This window comes from Myxococcales bacterium, assembly GCA_016703425.1.
GTDB lineage: Bacteria > Myxococcota_A > Polyangia > Polyangiales > Polyangiaceae > JADJCA01.
Genome location: JADJCA010000001.1, coordinates 523219 through 540242, shown reverse-complemented (window position 1 = coordinate 540242; position 17024 = coordinate 523219). Strand labels below are relative to the sequence as shown.

The 17024-nt window shown below is 69.6% G+C and carries 15 protein-coding genes and 1 pseudogene; 9 read left to right on the top strand and 7 right to left on the bottom strand.

Translation table 11 applies throughout. The annotated features are described in order from the left end of the window. Positions 1 to 11: 11 nt before the first annotated feature. The 5 genes from IPG50_02335 to IPG50_02315 form a co-directional block, all read right to left on the bottom strand. Positions 12 to 1241, bottom strand: coding sequence for a PEGA domain-containing protein (locus IPG50_02335; protein ID MBK6691039.1), 1230 nt, complete (start codon positions 1239 to 1241; stop codon positions 12 to 14). Continuing rightward, positions 1238 to 2491 carry a VCBS repeat-containing protein gene (locus IPG50_02330; GenBank protein ID MBK6691038.1) on the bottom strand — a complete coding sequence of 418 codons (1254 nt, stop codon included), beginning with the start codon at positions 2489 to 2491 and terminating at the stop codon, positions 1238 to 1240. The genes IPG50_02335 and IPG50_02330 overlap by 4 nt, the downstream gene beginning before the upstream one ends. Then, positions 2395 to 3903, bottom strand: a complete 1509-nt coding sequence (locus tag IPG50_02325; GenBank protein MBK6691037.1) for a hypothetical protein — start codon at positions 3901 to 3903, stop codon at positions 2395 to 2397. The genes IPG50_02330 and IPG50_02325 overlap by 97 nt, the downstream gene beginning before the upstream one ends. Positions 3904 to 4035: 132 nt before the next feature. Beyond that, positions 4036 to 5217, bottom strand: coding sequence for a serine/threonine protein kinase (locus IPG50_02320; GenBank protein ID MBK6691036.1), 1182 nt, complete (start codon positions 5215 to 5217; stop codon positions 4036 to 4038). A 22-nt stretch (positions 5218 to 5239) separates the two neighbouring features. Beyond that, positions 5240 to 5683 carry a protein kinase gene (locus IPG50_02315; protein MBK6691035.1) on the bottom strand — a complete coding sequence of 148 codons (444 nt, stop codon included), beginning with the start codon at positions 5681 to 5683 and terminating at the stop codon, positions 5240 to 5242. A 201-nt stretch (positions 5684 to 5884) separates the two neighbouring features. Here IPG50_02315 and IPG50_02310 point away from each other — a divergent pair, with 201 nt between their 5' ends. The 6 genes and pseudogenes from IPG50_02310 to IPG50_02285 all read left to right on the top strand — a co-directional run bounded on the left by IPG50_02310 (position 5885) and on the right by IPG50_02285 (position 12271). Continuing rightward, positions 5885 to 6559 carry a metallophosphoesterase family protein gene (locus IPG50_02310; GenBank protein MBK6691034.1) on the top strand — a complete coding sequence of 225 codons (675 nt, stop codon included), beginning with the start codon at positions 5885 to 5887 and terminating at the stop codon, positions 6557 to 6559. Between the two features lie 63 nt (positions 6560 to 6622). After that, positions 6623 to 7093, top strand: a complete 471-nt coding sequence (locus IPG50_02305) for a hypothetical protein (GenBank protein MBK6691033.1) — start codon at positions 6623 to 6625, stop codon at positions 7091 to 7093. Between the two features lie 40 nt (positions 7094 to 7133). After that, positions 7134 to 8120: a tetratricopeptide repeat protein gene (locus tag IPG50_02300; GenBank protein MBK6691032.1), complete on the top strand. Its 987-nt coding sequence runs from the start codon at positions 7134 to 7136 to the stop codon at positions 8118 to 8120. A gap of 378 nt (positions 8121 to 8498) precedes the next feature. Continuing rightward, positions 8499 to 9197, top strand: a complete 699-nt coding sequence (locus tag IPG50_02295; GenBank protein ID MBK6691031.1) for a hypothetical protein — start codon at positions 8499 to 8501, stop codon at positions 9195 to 9197. Positions 9198 to 10408: 1211 nt separating this feature from the next. Next, positions 10409 to 11335, top strand: a complete 927-nt coding sequence (locus tag IPG50_02290) for a hypothetical protein (protein MBK6691030.1) — start codon at positions 10409 to 10411, stop codon at positions 11333 to 11335. 128 nt (positions 11336 to 11463) lie between these two features. Next, a pseudogene (locus tag IPG50_02285) lies at positions 11464 to 12271 on the top strand (carbon-nitrogen hydrolase family protein). Between the two features lie 50 nt (positions 12272 to 12321). Here IPG50_02285 and IPG50_02280 read toward each other — a convergent pair. Beyond that, on the bottom strand, positions 12322 to 13134 hold the full coding sequence (locus IPG50_02280) for a Uma2 family endonuclease (protein ID MBK6691029.1): 813 nt from the start codon (positions 13132 to 13134) through the stop codon (positions 12322 to 12324). Positions 13135 to 13610: 476 nt separating this feature from the next. On the opposite strand from IPG50_02280, the gene IPG50_02275 reads away from it, so the two are divergent. The 3 genes from IPG50_02275 to IPG50_02265 all read left to right on the top strand — a co-directional run bounded on the left by IPG50_02275 (position 13611) and on the right by IPG50_02265 (position 16411). Beyond that, positions 13611 to 14225 carry a hypothetical protein gene (locus IPG50_02275; GenBank protein ID MBK6691028.1) on the top strand — a complete coding sequence of 205 codons (615 nt, stop codon included), beginning with the start codon at positions 13611 to 13613 and terminating at the stop codon, positions 14223 to 14225. Positions 14226 to 14442: 217 nt separating this feature from the next. Next, positions 14443 to 14913, top strand: a complete 471-nt coding sequence (locus tag IPG50_02270; protein MBK6691027.1) for a hypothetical protein — start codon at positions 14443 to 14445, stop codon at positions 14911 to 14913. A gap of 76 nt (positions 14914 to 14989) precedes the next feature. After that, on the top strand, positions 14990 to 16411 hold the full coding sequence (locus IPG50_02265; GenBank protein ID MBK6691026.1) for a sigma 54-interacting transcriptional regulator: 1422 nt from the start codon (positions 14990 to 14992) through the stop codon (positions 16409 to 16411). A gap of 9 nt (positions 16412 to 16420) precedes the next feature. Here the strand turns inward: IPG50_02265 and IPG50_02260 are convergent, their stop codons facing one another. Next, positions 16421 to 16876: a hypothetical protein gene (locus tag IPG50_02260; protein ID MBK6691025.1), complete on the bottom strand. Its 456-nt coding sequence runs from the start codon at positions 16874 to 16876 to the stop codon at positions 16421 to 16423. Between the last annotated feature and the right edge of the window lie 148 nt (positions 16877 to 17024).

Sequence of the window (17024 nt, the reverse complement as noted above, 5' to 3'; positions counted from 1 at the left end):
CTCGGGCCCGATCAGAAGGCTCCGCGAAGCGACGCGCCGCCTCCGCCGGGACCCGGTGCGAGGCTGAGCTCGACGCTCGGCGACGCGTCCGCTCCGGGCGCCGCGTCACGCGCACGCACCTCGCGGGGGCGCGAGCTTGGCGGATCGAAGATCCACAGAACCGCGCCCAGGACGCCGGTGCCGGCGGCGACGCCGAGCGACACGTAGCTGCCCACGGCCATCCGATCCCGCAAGCGGATCTCGCGATCGTATTGCTCGCGATCGGCCGACGAGATGCCCTCGGTCTGCCGCCGCTTGTCGAGCGACTTCGCCTCGGACTCGTGGTCGAGCGCCAGGTAGCCGAAGACGCCCGCCACGACGGCCGACGACGCCGAGAGGCCCAAGAGCCCATACGACGCCCAACGTTGCCGCGTCGCCGGGAGCGGTGTCTCGAGGCGATGCTCCGCGCCGCGCCGAAGGTCGACCTCCTCGGAGAACGGCCAGTGGCCGTTTTGCTGGACCGTGACGACGTGCCGGCCCGCGGGCACCGACAGCGGCGTCGGGCCCACGGCGCCGACGCGATGCCCATCGAGGAAGACGTCGGCCCCGTGCGGGCCCGCCAGCGTGAGTGTCGCAGGCTTCTCGCGCAGCGGGACGTCGAAGGGAACGATGGCGTTGTCGATGGCGAGGGCGTCGCGCGTCTCCGGATAGAAGCCCTCCGCCGTCACGTGCACGCGGTGGGGCCCGGGCGCCACCTCGGCGGCGTGAGGCACGGGTTTCGGGGGGCCGCCGTCGAAGGAGACCATGGCGCCGGGCGCCCGCGTGAGGACCATGAGGCGCGCCGGCTCCTTGCCGCCGCGGCCCTGAGCGCCTTCGATGCGCGTCTCGAGCAGCTCGAGCTCGCCGAGCGCTTGCGCCGCGTCGACGCGGCGCCCGCCTTCCGGGACCTCCTTGAGGTACGCGCGGAAGTTCTTGAGCGCGGCGCGCAGGTGATCCGGGTTCTTGTCGACGAAATATTGCCGCCGCTGCGCCTGCGCCAGCGAGAACAGAATCTGCGCGCGGGGAGCGAGCTTCTGCGCCTGGTCGAAGGCCTGGATGGCCGCCGCGAACTGCCCCGAGGAGTAGGCCTGCGCGCCGGCGTCGAAGAGCTTTCGCGGCGCGTCCTTGTCGAGGAGCGACTCGGCGTGGGCCGGGGCCGAGGCCAGGACGAGCGACGAGAGAACGGCGGCGACGCTGGAAGCGCTTGCAAGATGCATCTTCACGGCAACACCGCCCGGCCAAAGTGAACTTCCACACCATCGAGGCCGCCGACGGCGACGTCGTCGACGCCGTCGCCGTCGAAGTCGGCCCCAACGAGCGCGGTGGCGCGGTCGTCGACGCCTTCAATGAGCGGGTCGCCGAGGCGCGGTGCGCCATCGACGAGGACCGGGCGAACGGTGTCGGCGGAGAGCACGACGAGCTCCCGCCGGCGCTTCCCGCTGAGCCTGACGGCGGCCACGGCGCGAGGCGCCTTGTCCATCGGCACCTCGACGAAGGGTGAGAGCGAAGCGCCGCCCGTTCCCAGCGAGACGAGCAGCGCGCGCTTCGCGTCGTCTTCGACGACGAGCGCGAGGTCGGGGTGGCCGTCACCGTTGAAGTCGTCGCTGATGGCGTCGCTGGTCCGATCGCGACGCTTGTGCGCGACCGTCGCGGCCCGCGTGATGGTGAAGCGACCGCCCTCCACGCGCGCGACGAAGACGGCGCCCGCCTCGCCGCCGGCGGCCGGCGGGACGAGCATCGCCACGGCCGACGGCGCGCCCTCCTGTTTCATCGCCACGAGGTTCGCCTTGGGCCACTCGTAGGCGCCGTCGAGCGGATCCGACGGCTCCATCTTTCCCGGCGCGGCGCCCTCTTCGAAGGGCACATGAAAGAGGCGCTCGGTCGAGGTGCCCGTGTCCGTCGCGACGACCGCCAGCGAGTCGCGGGCGCCTGCCGTGAAGCGGCCTGCCGCGAGCACCCGCGCCACGGCCTGCGAGCGACCGTCGGCGCTGACGGCGAAGGGCGCGTCGAACTCACCCTTCGTGCTCCCGCGAAAGAGCGAGACGAAGAAGTCTCCGCCCGGCGCGTTCTTCCAAACGACGCCGATGTCGGTGACGTCGTCGAGGCCGCCGATGGGGTTCGAGACCGCGCCCGTCAGCACCTGGAGCATCCCCGGCGCCTTGCCGAGCGACGTCGGCGCCTCGGAGAAGGAGCGCCCGCCGCGGAGCAACAGCAGCGCCGACTGGTCGTCGACGTTGGCGCTGAAGAGGATGTCGTTGACGAAGTCGCCGTCGACGTCGCCCGCTGCCGCGAGGCGAGGCGCGATGGCGTCGAAGGACGAGCGAAACGCGAAGCCGCCGTTGCTCGCGAAGGTGTCGAGCGACACCTTCGAGGTCGTCACGACGTCGGCGCGCCCGTCGCCGTTGAAGTCCGTGACGATGGCCTCCTGGAACGCCTCGCTCTCGTTTTTTCCAGCGGCCAGCCATCGCTCCACCTGCGCGCGGTAGCGAATGCCCGCGGCGAAGACGCAGTCGACCTGCCGATCGCTCGTGAGCTGACCGTAGGCGAGCGGAAAGCCGAGCTGCGCCTCGCAGTCGGCGAAGTCGCTGGGGCGAGCCGTGCCGTCGGGCGTCGACGGTTCCGGCGCTCCTTTGGCCCAGCCGACGCCGTGGAAGCGTCCGTCGCCGAGTCCGAACGCCACCAGGGTCTGGCGGCCTCCCCCTGCCGCCGGCGTCTTCTCGCCGTCGACGATGACGTCGAGGTGGCCGTCGTCGTTGAGGTCGAAGAGGTGAACGCCTTTCGGTCCGACCGGAACCCGTCGTCGAGCTTCAGCGCCGGCGTCGGCACGTAGTCGGGCCCGAGCGTGTTGGCCTCCACCGTCGCCCCTTTTCGTCGGCAGGGCTCGATGAGCGTGACCGCGTCGTCGCCGCGGAACGGCAAGACCAGCGACTCGCACGGGAGCACCTGATCAAACTGCGCGACCGGCACGCCGACGTAGTCGTGGAAGCGCCCCACGCGGAGCGGTCCGGCGAGCTCCGCTGCGCTCTTCGGCGTCGTCGCGAGCGTGAACTGGTTGAGCGTCGCGTCGAGGAAGTTCAGCTCGTTGACGACGGTGCCGTCGCTCTTGGTGCGCGTGACGTACACGAGGACCTCGAGCCCGTATTCGAGAGGCGTCGTGCCGGCGATGCGACCCGGCAAGACGTCGACGGGGATGAGCTGAAAGTTCGTCCCGTTGCTCTTGAAGGCGGCGAAGAACTGCGGCTCCAGATCGCGCCCCTTGGTGCCTCGAAAGAGCGAGACGAGGCCGCCTTCGCGAATGACCGCGAGGTCCGCCAGCGCGTCGGGCGCCTGCTCTTTCGCCCCGAAGGAGCCGGCGGTCGGGCGCACGGTCCTTGAGCCAATGCGCGTCATGCGCTCCAAGAGCCGCGTCGCCTTGTCCCACGTGACGACCTCGATGTTGCGGCGGCCCGTCGCCACGAGCTCGGCCCGGCCGTCGCCATCGAAGTCCGCGGCGCTGAGCGCTACGCCCTCGGCGGGCACCGACTCCACGCGCCCGAAGCCCCCGCTCGGCTCGCGGCAGATGCCGTCGGCGCCGCAGACGCGGCTCTCGGGGCAAGCCTTGGTTGCTGGCGCCGCGCGATCGCACGTGAAGCGACACGACTCGGGCGCGCGCGACGCGCCTTCGCCGGAGGAGCGACCGCAATGGTGAAGGTTGCTGTCGAGCGACATGGCCTTGTCGCGCGAGGCGATGCGCCCTTCGAGGAGCGACTCGCAGTCTTCGCCTTCGGAGGCCTCCACGATGCCGTTGCCGCAGGTGCCCGCCTCGATGGCCGGCAGCGTGGCGCAACCGCCAGCGACGAGGGCGGCGAAGCTGGCGACGGCGGTGATGCTGAGCGGGCCGCGCAACGAGCGGGAAGGCGAACGGAAAAACGAACGGGAAGAGAAGAAGGACAAGCGGTCTCCTGTGACGGCGCGAGTTCGCGAAGAGCGGCAGAGTACCTGAAAGGAGGCTGATCCGAGGCCGATCAGAGCGGTCGATCAGAACGGGTTCTTCTCGATGTCCGTGCTGCCGGGTTGCGCTTGGCCAGGACCTTGGTGGCGCGGGCGAGCGGCGCGCTCCCTCAGGCCAACCGAGACGGTCCGGGACTCGGACGGTTCGATCTCCACGGGCGCCGGGTCGTGCCCGCTGAGCTTGAGCCAGAAGGTCGCCTTCTCGTTCCCCTTCCTCATCGGAAGCGTGAGCGGCGTTGTGCCGAGGCTCTCATCGCCGCGAAACACCGTCGCGCCGGCGGGCGTCGACTGGATGACGACGCGCACCGTCGCGTCGGATCCGCGCGCCTCGGGGGTGGCGGTGGGTGCGGCCCTCGCGGGGTCGATCGCCGGTGGCGGCGCCGCCGGCGCGAGCGCCGCCGCGGAAGCGACTTGCGCCGCGGGCACGCTCGCGGGCGCGGCGCCGTTGCGCGTCGCTGCGAACACGCCGCCGGCGAGCACCGCCGCGCCAAGCACGCCGAGGCCCATCGCCTTGGTTAGCGTTCGTCGCTTCGCGCGCGCCGACGGGGCCGTGGCGAACGACTCGGTCGTCGTGCCTTGAAACGTTTGGAGCGTGAACGGTTTCGCGCCGAGGGTCTCCGCTTCGGCCATCGTGTTCGCCGTCGAGATGTCCGGGGGCGGCACGATGCGCGCACCCGAATCGCCGCCGACGGGCGCGAGCGGCACCGCGTAGCCGGCGGAATTCGCCGCGCGAAAGAGCGCTTCGACGGCTTGGCCGAGCGTCGAGGGGCGCTTCTTTGGGTCCTTCGACAACATGGCGAGGACCGGCTCGTCGAGGGCCGGCGACAGCTCTTTGCAGACGCGCGACATGGGGGGCGCCGGCGCCTGGACCTGCTTGATGAGCAGCTCCATGACGTCGCCGCCGGAGAACGGGAGCTTGCCCGTGAGGACCTCGTGCGCCATGACGCCAAACGAATAGACGTCGGTGCGGTGATCGACGTCGCGCCCGCGGCACTGCTCCGGGGACATGTAGTGCGGCGTGCCGATGGGCTGTCCGGTGCTGGTCTTGAGGCCTCCCGAGCCGGCCGACGTGCCCATCAGCTTGGCGATGCCGAAGTCGAGCAGCTTGGGGAAGATCTCGCCGTCTTGCATCGCGAGAAACACATTCTCGGGCTTGAGGTCGCGGTGCGCGATCTCGCGGGCGTGTGCCGCGTCGAGCGCGCGCCCCACGGCTCGCAGGATCGGCAGCGCCTCACTCCGGCGCGAGGCGACCGCCCTTGCGCTTCAAATAGGCGTCGAGGGTCATGCCCTCGAGCAGCTCCATCACGAAATACTGGCGGCCGTCGTCGAGCGAGCCGAAGGCGAAGATGTCGATGATGTGCCGATGGCGGATCTGATTGACGGCGCGCGCTTCGGCGATGAAGCGCGCCACCATCTGGGGATCGCCCGAATACTGGCGGCCCAGGACCTTGATGGCCGCGGCCTTTCCGATGAGGGGATGAACGGCCCGGTACACGGTGCCGAATCCGCCCGACCCGATCTTGGCCTCGATGCGGTATTCGCCGACGACGCGCCCTTCCTCGAGCTCCGCGTCCACGCCGGTGAAGGCTTGGTCGGGCAACAAGAGATCGCCGTCGGCGGTGCAGGTGTCGACGCCGTCGGCGTAGCGAGTTCGGCAGGTGGGGCAAGTCGGCATGAAAGGAGGCGGTCGCTGTTCACGGCGTGGGCCATGAAACGGCGCGGCAGGCAGCCGCGGCCCAAGGCGAGCCGGGGCCCATCAGCCTACCGGAGGATGAGCGTCCGTTCATCCCGCCACGCGAGCCGCAACGCGAAGAGGTGGCACCAGGTGCTCAGAGGTCGTCCCCGAAAGGCTGGGCTGCGTGTATGCTCTCGCGCGATGCGGCTGCTCTGCGTGTCCGATGTCCACGGGTACCTCGATGCCTTGGCCGCCGTGTTGGCCACGGCGGAGCGCAAGAGCTTTCACAAGCTCCTCGTGGCCGGCGACATCGTTTTTCCAGGGCCGGAGCCCCTCGAGACCTGGCGTCGCCTCACGCGAGCCGGCGCCATCATGGTCCAAGGCCTGACCGACAAGGCCCTGGCGACGCTCGATCCGGCCCAGATCCACGTCACCAGCGAGCGCGAGCAGCGCACCCTCGCGCGCATGAAGGAAGTTCGGTCCGAGCTCGGCGAGCTCGTCTTGGAGCGGCTCCGAAGGCTTCCCCTTGTGGAGCGCATGGCTCTCGAGGACGGCGGCGAGCTGGTCTTGGTGCACGGCGCGCCTGCCGATCCCGCCGAGGCCATGAGCCACGATCTGACCGACGACGAGCTGCTCGCGCTCATCGGCGACGATCCGTGTGACGTCGTGGTGTGCGGCATGAGCCACGTGCCCTTCGAGCGCATGGTCGGCGGCGTGCGCATCGTCAACGTCGGCAGCGTGGGGGAGGCGCCAGGCGAGAGCCTCGTCGCGCACGCCACCTGGATCGAGTCGACGCAGGCCGGCGTCACGGTCGAGGCGTTCACCGTCCCCCTGCCCGATTCAGTCATCGAGGCGCGCCGCGCATTGGAGCGCTGAGCCGATCCAGCGCAGCCCCCGGATTGTTGTACGCCGCGGAGTCACCACGGCACGATCCGCTCCGTGACGATCCCAACCAGCCCGAGCCGCCGCGGACCGGGACTCACCAAGACGCGCGGCGAGGTCATCGGTCGCACGCGCGCCGGCGCGCTCGTTCGCACGAGCGACGTTCGTTGGCGCGAGCTCGTCGACGCGGCCGACGTCATGAGCGAGGGCTCTTCTCGGGCCGAGGGCGACGGCCTCACCTGGTACGGCTCGACGAGCCTCGTCGTCGAGCTCCCGGAGGCCGACGAGCTCGAGCGTGCGCGGCTCCTCGTCTTGGCCGGCAAGGACCCGCATTTGCGGCTCCGCGTGCTGCGCTTGGCCCACAGCGAGGCCTCCGTTCGGGCTCCCGGTGCGCTAGGCCGCGCCCACTGCGAACTTCGGGCCGCAGCCGATCCGAGGGGCTTGAGGATTGACGTCGACGTGCAAGCGCCGTTGATTGGTGTTCGCGCTCCGGGAACGATCCCCGGTGGCCGAACGCCCCATGACTGACGGAACCGGCTCGAAAAAGAGCAGCAAGCGCAAGCGAGGAATGGACAACGTCATCCACGTCTCTTTCGGCCCCGGTGGAGGGCGGCGTGTCGGCGGCGAGCAGGCGCCGACGCGATCTACCGAGACGCCCCTCGAACCGGAGGAGCGCGGTTCGGCTCGCGAGCCCATTAGCGATGTCTTTACGCCGCGCGAGGTCTGTCGCCTGTTCGACCTGACGCCGGGGCGCCTGAAGGCCCTCGATCGCGCGACCGTCGTCTCGCCCAGCGGCATGAAGTCGGGCCGCCGCGCGTACACGTTCCAGGATCTCATCGCCCTACGCGCCACGTTGATGCTCAGCAAAGACGTGAAGCTCCGCGAAGTGGCCCGCGCCATCGGAGCGCTCCGTCAGGCCCTCCCCCGCGTGACCCGTCCGCTTCAAGAGCTGCGGCTCGTGAGCGACGGCCGCCGGGTCGTCGTCCGCACGCCCGACGTCGCGTTCGAGCCGGTCACGGGGCAGCTCGTCCTCGACTTTCAGGTGAAGACGCTGCGCGACGACGTCGTTCGCGTCTTGCGTCCCGAGGTCTTCACGTCCCGCGCCCGCTCCGCCTACGAGCTCTACGCCAAGGCCAGCACGCTGGACGAAGAGCCGGCGTCGTTTGACGAGGCCGAGTCGCTCTACCGTCGCGCCATCGAGCTCGATCCGACGCTCGCCATCGCGTACACGAACCTCGGCAACGTGCTCTTCCGTCGCGGTGACGCGCTCTCCGCGGAGGCCCTGTACCGCAAGGCCCTCAGCATCGACGACGCGCAGCCCGAGGGGCACTACAACCTCGGCTACGTGCTGCTCGAGCGCGGCGAAGCGAAGACGGCGGTGCCGCTCTTCTTGCGGGCCATTGAGCGTGATCCGCGCTTCGCCGACGCGCACTTCAACTTGGCCATGGCGCTCGAGCAATCGGGCGAACGCGGCCGCGCTCGGACGCACTGGCGCCGGTATTTGGAGCTCGAGCCCAACGGCACGTGGTCCGACATCGCGCGCGAACATCTGTAAAGGGGAACCCTGGCGGGTTCCCTCGTTCTTTCTCCGCAAGCTGCGAAAGAACCCGGCCTCCTCTCACGCCGACGCTCGCTTCGTGCCTCGCGGGAGGCACCGCGCCTCAGAGGTGCTCCGTGCGGCGCGCAGGGCGCCGCACGGATGAAGAAGCGTCTTGGTGGCTGAATGGACGGCGTGGCTGTTCGCGGGGCTCACGAGCCTCCCCGGCCGCCTTGTGTTCCCGATGGCACCCTTCGCGAAATCACTCCGTGGTGTTCGTTGCCGCCACGAGGTCCATCGGGACGCGCTTGCCCGCCTGAAATGGCCGAAAATCAGCGGGATTGCGCGCCTCGCTCGATGAACGTGGGCGGCACGGGCGGTGCACTACCCACCACCATGAAGACGCTCTCCAAACTCCTGTTCGCGCTTCCGATCCTTGTCGCCTGCAGCGGCGCTGACGACCTCGAGGGAACCGACGAGGGCGCGGCCACGCAGGCCGCCGGCGACTCGGAGTTCGCCAACTACGCCTTCGTCAACGCGATCATCACCAAGAACCCCGCCGACGTCGCCGTGCTCTACGACGCGATGGAGAAGCAGCTCGCCTCCGGCGCGACGGAGAAGGTCGACGACACGCGGCTCTACATCGGCATCAAAGGCGCGCGCGGCGCCGACCCGTATTCGAAGGATGGCATCGGGATCGTCTGCCAAAAAGGGCGCGAGTGCGATCTGGTTTCGGCGGTCGTGAAGGTCGACCCCCAGGCCGACGAGGTGATGCCTGGTGTCGTCGAGGATAGCGAGCGGCGCGCCAACGCGATCACGCTGGCCGGCGCCCTCGCCGACGCCGTCGCCGCGGGTCTGCCGGAGCTTCCCAAGGCCTCGGCGACGGCCAAGGTCCAACGCGGTGCAGGCAACGTCATGTGCACCAAGTTCCCCGACGAGTTCAATTGCACGGTGCTCGCGAAGAGCGACACGCTCGGGCAGAGCTTCGCCCGCATCGTGGAACAATTCAAAGCGCACGCGCCCGCCGAGGCGGAGAGCACGCAGCGGTCCCTCACGAGCCTCCTCGACAAGGTCTTCCCGCGTCGCCGCCGCTAGCCCGAGCCGGTGGGAGCGCGGTCGCGGCGTGTCGCTACGGGGGCCCGGGCCGGGGCCGCAGACCGTCTTGCCGTCCTTGTTGGTGTGGAGCTGCGTGTTGCAGCAATCGAACTGGCCCGGCGGAGGCTCGAGCCCATCGGGGCGGCAGCAGCGCTTCGAGAGGGGAAACGGCCCGGCGTCGCGCGGATCGCAAACAAGCTCCGCGTCGCAACACGGCAGGCCACCCATGAGGCAGTTGTCGAGCCCGGTCCAGCACGTGCGGGCCTCGCACTGGCCCGTCTTGCGGTTGCACTTGGCGCCTGGGAAGCAGCAAAAGGCGTCCGGGTTCGGCGTCGTGAGATCGCAGTCGCCGCCGGGGCCACGGCAGCACAGCGAGAACTCCTTCACGGAGCCCGCGCCCTCGCCCGCGCAACACTCGGTGCCAGGCATCCGATGCTCGCCGGCGTGGACACAGGCGCTGGCCGCTTCCTTGGCGAGCGCCGCGTCTCGGGCCTTCGTTCCCGCGTCGAGCGTTGCGGCGGCGCCGTCACCGCGCGTCGCCGAGGCACCCCCGTCGAGCAGCGCGAGCCCCGCGTCGGAGGAGGCGTCGCCGTCGTCCATGAACGCGGCCTCGGTCCCGCCGCACGCGGCAAACGCAGCCAAGAGCGCGTGCGCGCCCGAGATCCAAGCAAGCCACTTCATGGCGTGCGTAGGTGCAAGCGCCGGGGCCGGCGTTCAGGCCTTCCTCGCCTTCGCGGCGCAATGTCGAGTTATCCCCCACGAGGACCCCCGCGCTAGACTGCCGACGCCAGTCGGCTCTCCATCGGCATCAAGGGCGCGCGCGGAGCCGCTCCGTTCACGACCGACGGGATCACCTGCACGAAGTTTCCCGGCGCACCGTCCTCGCGAAGAGCGACACGAGCGGCATGAGTTTCGCGGGCATCGTCCAACGAATCAGAGAGCACGAGCCGGCTGACGTCGAGAGCACCGAGCCATCGCTCACCAATCTCCTCGACAAGGTCTTTCCGCGTCGCCGGCGGTAGCTGCGGCGCTCGCGGACACGTTGCTCGGAGTGGGGGCGAACGCAGCGGCGCAGCGCCTCCAGTTGCGTAGGTCGATCCACGTCGTGGCGAACCGCGTCCGGTAATTCCGGGAGGCTTTTAACGCAGAGTCGGCGCCTGCCGCCTGCTCCCGCTGGCACGCTGGCTGCTTCGGCACCGTCGAGGTGCAACGTGAGGAAGATTTCGCTTTCCCTGGTTTTCTTAGCGGTCGTGGCGTGCGGAGGCGGCGGGGCGGACGCGGGCATCGACGAGGGCGCGCTGGCGGGGCACGCCACGCAGTGTGCCCCCTCGTCGGCGCCACGGATGGTTCGTGAGCAGTCGGCCTGCGGGCTGGACGCGTTGGAAGGCGGCGCGACCCTGCCGATGCTCCAGGTGGTTCCGCTCGACGGTCCCGGTGAGACGGGTTTCGGGTTCATCGTCCGGACGCCCGACCAAAAGAGCGCGCCCATCTACTCGGCCCAGGCGTATGTGTCGGCGGCTTCCGCTCGCCGCGGCGCGGCGCGCTTCTTCTTTGCGCGGACGAACACCAAGAACGTCGAAGTGGCCCACGACGAACACGGAGAGTTCGTGACCGTCAAGTCGGGCAGCAACCTGCTGGCCCGCTCGACCTACGCCAAGGCTGGCGAGGCCGCGCGTTACGCGGCGGTGCTCCAGCGCGGCGCCATCGACGTTGCGTCGATCTTTGGGGAGGCTCGCGTGAGCGTCGACCCTGAAGCTCGCACCTTCGTGATCGTCAACCAGAACGGTCAGCCGCTCCTAGACGGCGGCCCCTTCGATGACGGCACCGACCCCGGCGAAGCGTTCCTCACCACGCGAGACATGTTGAGCGACGCATCGTCGCTCATCGGGCAGTCCGCCCGAGAGCTTTGCAGTCCTACGGAGACCCTGCGAAACGTAAGGTTGGTGGAAGAGGCGGGCCGCTATCGCTTCGAGATTACGATGACGAGGCCGCTCGCCCCGGCGCCGCTCAACGGAGAGCCGACCCCCGTCAAGGTCGTCGTCCTCGCCAAGAGTCATGCGACCTTCGCGACCTGCGCGGGAGCCGTCGAGGCCCTCAAGGCGGTGACGATCCTGGTGACCTCCATCGGCATGGGTTGATCGCACGGCTGATCGCTATCGCCGGTCGGCATGGCTTATCACCTGGCTGATCGGCGTCGGCGCCCGACGAGTGGAGGACTCGACAGCGCCCGCTCGCGGTAGACTCGGGGGCCATGGCTCCCCGCCCCTTGCCCGTCGCCGTCGTGCAGATGTCCAGCCAAGAGGACGTCACCGCCAACCTCGCAAAGGCGCGCGAGCTCGTCGCCGAGGCCGCGGCGCGCGGCCCCGAGCTGGTGCTCTAGCCCGGAGAACTTCGCGTTCATGGCCGGCGACGTCGAGAAGCGCGCCCACGCCGAGGCGCTCGATGGCGAAGGCCCCATCGTGACGTTCCTCCGCGAGACGGCGCGGGCGCACAAGCTCACGCTCGTTGGCGGCGGGATGCCCGAGCGCAGCCCCGACGCCGCGCGGCCCTTCAACACGTGCGCGGTCTTCTCGCCGGCGGGCGAGCTCGTGGCCGCGTACCGCAAGATTCACCTCTTCGACGTCGACGTGCCCAACGGCCGCTCTTACCGCGAGAGCGAGGCCACCACCGCCGGTGATGCTCCCCTCACCGTCGACGTGCGCGACGTCTCGGTGGGTCTAAGCGTCTGTTACGACCTCCGCTTCCCGGAGCTCTATCGCAAGCTCACGATCGCCGGGGCCCGCGTGCTCCTCGTGCCGGCGGCCTTCACGCTGCAGACGGGCAAGGATCATTGGATCGCGCTCTTGCGGGCCCGCGCCATCGAGAACCAGGCCTTCGTCGTCGCCGCCGGTCAGTGGGGCACGCACTCGGGCGGCCGCGCCACGTTCGGCAAGAGCGTCATCATCGATCCGTGGGGCGAAGTCATCGCGCAAGCGAGCGAAGGCGTCGGCGTCGCGGTGGCCACGCTCGACTTCGCGTACCAAGAGCGCGTGCGCGCGGCGCTGCCGTGCGCGAGCCATCGGCGCTTGGCGTAGCGTCGCTCGTGCGTCGTCGGGCGCGGGCCGTCGGGCGCGGGCCGAGCGGATCAGCGCTTCGCGGTCGCCTGGGCGAGTAGCGCTTCGAGCTCGCGGACGCGGGCATGGGCGGCGGCCTCGCTGGCCCTGGCGTCCGCCTCGCCTTGCTTGGCGACGGCTTCGCGCGCGTTCGCTTCGGCCTCCCGCGACATCGCGGCGGCCTCCCTCGCTTGTGCGGCGAGCGCAGCCTCCTCGGGCATGAGCACGAGGGCCCCGTCTTTGAGGACTCGGAGGGACGCTGACCATCGACCGGCGGCCGCGACCGTCCAGTCGAGTGAGACGCCGAAGGCATGGGAGAGCGTGACGCATGGCGTTCTCTCGTCTTCGACGACGCGCTCGACGAAGTCTCCGTCGACGCGGTCCCAGACGCGGACGCGCTTCCCTTCGGGCGCGTCAACGTCGAAGCAGACGAACTCACGCACGCCCATGGCCTCGTAGGCCTCGCGCTTCTCGGTGAGCGTCCAGCGCTCGCGCGTGTCCGACAGCGAGAGGACCTCGACGACGAGCTCCGGCACGCCAAACTCCCATGTCTTCCAAGAGCCGTGCTGCACCAGCTCCGATTGCATGAGGCCGAGCTTCACGGCCGCGTCGGGCGCGCGGCGACCGCGGTCGTCGTTCACCGTCGCCACCCAGTAGACGAACATGTCGCCCGCTACGGCGTTCGCTTCGCCGCAGACGGCGCGAAGAACGTTCACGAGCGCAACGCAGAGATCCCAGTGGCGCGGATGTTGTCCCAAGTGCTCCTCCTCCGGCTCCGATTCCGGAAAGTGGAGCGGCCGCACGGGGCGCACATAGGTGAGCTTGGGATTGGGCAGTGACGCCATCGGTCCCAGTTTAGCCGGACTCTCTTGATGTGCCCCGTGCGGTCGTTCCACGGGGAGACGTGGAGCACGACGCGCGCCATCGGACGCCGCGGGAGACCCTTGAGCTTTTCGGCGGCCAGGGTGGCCGCGGACGGGCTCGGACGGCCAACGGCCAACGGCCAACGGCCACGGGGGACTCGCAACGTCGACTTCTCAAGCCCCAACGCGATCGCCTTGGACGCGGTGGGCCGCATCCAGGTGGCCGACTCCTTTCAACACGCGCGCCGTACGCATCGACGCAATAACGAGCACCGGATTTCAAGGCCCTCGGCGTGCTCCGCACGAGCGCGCTCGTTCTTCGCTGCGCGCGCGGCCTCCCAGTTGGAGGGCTCAAGGGGTACCGTTTTGCGCGGCCCGCCCGCATTTACGTTTCACTTCTTCTGCGACGGTCCAAATGCACGTCCGTCTTCGCGTTGTTCGACGAGAAGGAGGAATCGATGAGCGTGCACACGGGAGCCTACGGGCTGCTTTTCTGGGCGAGTCTTGCGGCGGGCTGCAGCGGCACGGGCACCTATGGCCCGTCCGGTGGCGGTAGCGGCGACGGTGCAGGCGCCGACGCGGACGGCGGCACTGCGACGTCTAAGCCAGGCAACAACGGCGGTGGCTCGGGCCAAGGCGGCGGACGCGGAGGGGCGGATGCTGGTGGAGGCGAAGACGACGCCGCAGCCGCGGCGGGTTGCGAGCCGGGAGTGCCGACGCTGACCGTGGGCCAAAAGATCACCTTGAAGAGCACGCCGAATGGCAACTCGCCCCGCGAGTACTGCTTCGTGGTGCCGGGCGGCGCGTCACAGGTTCGCCTTTCGCTCAGGGGCGGCACCTGCAGCAGTGGTGACTGTATCGGCGACGACGTCGAACTCTATTTGAAGCGCGGCGCGCAGCCCGATCCGTTCGACCCGGACGCAGCCACCACGCAATGGACGTACACGCCTGGTTCTGGCGCCTTCGGAGACTTCACCAAGCCAGCAGCGGCGGGCCCTTGGTATCTGAGCGTGATCGACGGTCAGAACACGCTCGGGTATCAGGGCGTGGCGATGACGCTGACGTTGCCCTAGGGGCTCCTTGGAGTGGGGCGGTCCCAGTTTAGCCGGACATCTCTTGATGTGCCCCGTGCGGTCGTTCCACGGGGGGCACGTGGAGGATCCACGTGAGGCCGCTGTTACGGAGAAGTCAGGGAAGCCCACCGGTGGATCCAGCCCCACTTGACGGCGCGGTTGCGGGTCGATCGTGTCAGACTGGCGGGCCGTGCGAGATTCGCTATCGACCGACGAAATGCTCTCCATCGGCGACTTCGAAACCGCCGTCCGCGTCGCTCGGGAGTGGATGGCAGCGATGGTCAGTGAGGAGAACGACGGCACCCTCCTCTTGGCCGCGTGGGCGTCGCAACACCTCTGCTGGACCGACGTGGACGTGCCCAACGAGACGTCCTTCGAAGAGGTGTGGCGCGACCCGGATACGGCGTTCGGCAAGCGGATGGGGCATGTCGTCACGCTCATCCAGTCGGGCGCCGCCGACGTGGAGGGGCACCGCGTGACGGCCGGCTTGGTCGAAGCCGGCGATGAGACCCTCAGCTTCTTCGCCGTCGGTGATGCGAGCGCCCTCCTGGTCGCGGATACGGCGCGATTTTGCGGGGTCGTCACCGGAACGTACGAGTACCGAGGCAGTAACGGCACGCCCCAAAGGGCGGTGACCGTCGTGGGCATGTTCGATTGCCCTGAGAATCGGGCGCGCCCGCGCGGATGACGCACGAGCGAACGTCCTTCAGGCTCGTCGACACTCCTGCCTTTTAGCGGCGCCACCCGGGTTATCCTCCCTCTCCGTGTCCTCGAACACGACCGCCGACGATACGCCTCTCTTCACGCGCGAGCGGCCGCCTGAGCCGGGGCTCGTGCTCCTTTGGGCTGGGAACGCGCCCACGTGCCGCACGTACGCGTTCCAGGCGCGGCCCTTCGACGTGGGGCGCGACGCGCGGTGCCACATCGTCCTGCCCGAGAGCGACAACGCTGCATCGCGACGGCACGCGGAGGTGGGCTTCGAAGCGGGCGAGCTGCGGCTTCGCGATCTCGGAAGCCGCAACGGCACGCACGTGGGCGATCGGCAGCTCGCGGAGGGCGTGACGCACGGGTTTGCGCTGCCGACGTTGTTTCGCATCGGGGGCTGCCTCTTCCTCGCCGTGGCCGATCTCGAGCCGTACGCCGGCCGCACCGACTTGCTCGAAGGCGGCGTCGTCGTGGGCGCCGAGATGCGCGCCGTGGGCGAGGAGATCGCCGACTTGGCGCGACACTTCGACACGTTCCTTGTGCGCGGCGAGCCGGGCACCGGCAAAGAGCGCATGGCGAAGCTGTTCCACGCCGCGAGCAAGCGCGCGCGCGGACCGTACGTGGCCGTGAGCTGCGCCGAGATCCCGCATCAGCTCGCCGAGTCGATGCTCTTCGGCGCGCGGCGCGGAGCGTTCCCCGGAGCCGATCGCGACGTGCAAGGCGCGTTCGAGGCCGCGAACGGAGGCGTCCTCTTCTTGGACGAGGTGGGCGAGCTTCCCCTCGACGTGCAACCGAAGCTGCTTCGGGCGCTGCAAGAGCGCGTCATCCGGCCGCTCGGCACGCAGGACGTGAAGAAGATCGACGTGGGCGTCGTCAGCGCCACGAACCGCAACCTGCGCGACATGGCGCGCGCAGGGCAATACCGCGCCGACCTCATCATGCGCCTCGCCGAGCGCGAGCTGGAGCTGCCCCCGTTGCGAGAGCGGCTCGACGAGATTCCCTTCTTGGTCGAGCTCGCGCGCAAGAGCATCGCCGGCGCGCCGGTGGCGGAGGCGCGGTTCGTCGAGGCGTGCATGCGCGCGTCGTGGGACTTCGGCAACGTGCGCGAGCTGATCGCCGAAGTGAGGCGTGCCGCCGCCGAAGCCGCGCGCAAAGAGCAGCCGGTCATCCGGGCCGAGGGCACCATCCTGCCCGTGCTCGCGAGCGATCGCCCGCCGGCGCCCGTGAAGGAGAGCGTGCTTCCGCCGAGAGGAGGCGCGGAGGGCGGCGCGACGGGTGGCGTGCCGGTCGAAGGACCCGAGCGAGACGCGGCCGCGGCCGCCGCTGCGCTCAGCGCCTTCAAGCCGAGGGGCATCGACGACACATCGCTCACCGCGTCGTACGAGGGCAACCAAGGCAACGTGGCTGCCGTCGCGCGGGAGTTAGGGATTTCGCGGACGACGGTGTACGCGCGGCTGAGGAAGATGCGCGCGTGGAAGTGACCTCGACGATCAGGCCGCCCCGCGGCATCGCACGACGGGAAACCGCTGGCCCACGGGTACTCGTGCGTCCAGCGCCCGGAGCTTGCTGAGGCTCAGCGGTCGCTGGCCGGTCTTTGCGGGCTTGCCTGCGGCCAACCACGGCTCCGCGCCCGGACCGTTGTAGACGACCTCGGCGTGACCCGAGCGAGCGAGCTTCAGGACGATGAGGTAGTCCGGCTCGCTCGAGAGCGCGACGGCTTTGCCCTGCGTGGCCTTGACCTGCACCAGGCGGCCGTCCTTCGCCCTGGCATCGTGCGTCGGGGCGGACGCTGGCAAGAGGTCGAGATCGAAGACCCACTGGGCCCAAGCCTCGCCAATGCTTCCGACCATATGGCCATCGGGCGTGAAGTGCCGCCCCGGATACAGGCGCTCCAGCTCGTCGACGATCTCATAGAGGCGAACGATCAGAGGAATCGCGTGTTCCATTCCGGCTGAGCCTACGCGAGGCAGCCGCGTCGTGCGTCTGCGGGGCGCTCCCCGCAATCTTGGCCTCCGGAACGCAGCCTCAGAGCGCGCCGCAATTCGCGCAGCCAAGGCAGCGGTGCAGTCCTGCGCCAGCCTTGGTGTTTCCCAG

What these genes read in the sequence shown, in the direction of transcription:
- IPG50_02315 (MBK6691035.1), bottom strand. Translation starts at nt 5,683, where the DNA reads ATGCCGACTTGCCCCACCTGCCGAACTCGCTACGCCGACGGCGTCGAC.
- IPG50_02310 (MBK6691034.1), top strand. Translation starts at nt 5,885, where the DNA reads ATGCGGCTGCTCTGCGTGTCCGATGTCCACGGGTACCTCGATGCCTTG.
- IPG50_02300 (MBK6691032.1), top strand. Translation starts at nt 7,134, where the DNA reads ATGGACAACGTCATCCACGTCTCTTTCGGCCCCGGTGGAGGGCGGCGT.
- IPG50_02295 (MBK6691031.1), top strand. Translation starts at nt 8,499, where the DNA reads ATGAAGACGCTCTCCAAACTCCTGTTCGCGCTTCCGATCCTTGTCGCC.
- IPG50_02280 (MBK6691029.1), bottom strand. Translation starts at nt 13,134, where the DNA reads ATGGCGTCACTGCCCAATCCCAAGCTCACCTATGTGCGCCCCGTGCGG.
- IPG50_02275 (MBK6691028.1), top strand. Translation starts at nt 13,611, where the DNA reads ATGAGCGTGCACACGGGAGCCTACGGGCTGCTTTTCTGGGCGAGTCTT.
- IPG50_02270 (MBK6691027.1), top strand. Translation starts at nt 14,443, where the DNA reads ATGCTCTCCATCGGCGACTTCGAAACCGCCGTCCGCGTCGCTCGGGAG.
- IPG50_02260 (MBK6691025.1), bottom strand. Translation starts at nt 16,876, where the DNA reads ATGGAACACGCGATTCCTCTGATCGTTCGCCTCTATGAGATCGTCGAC.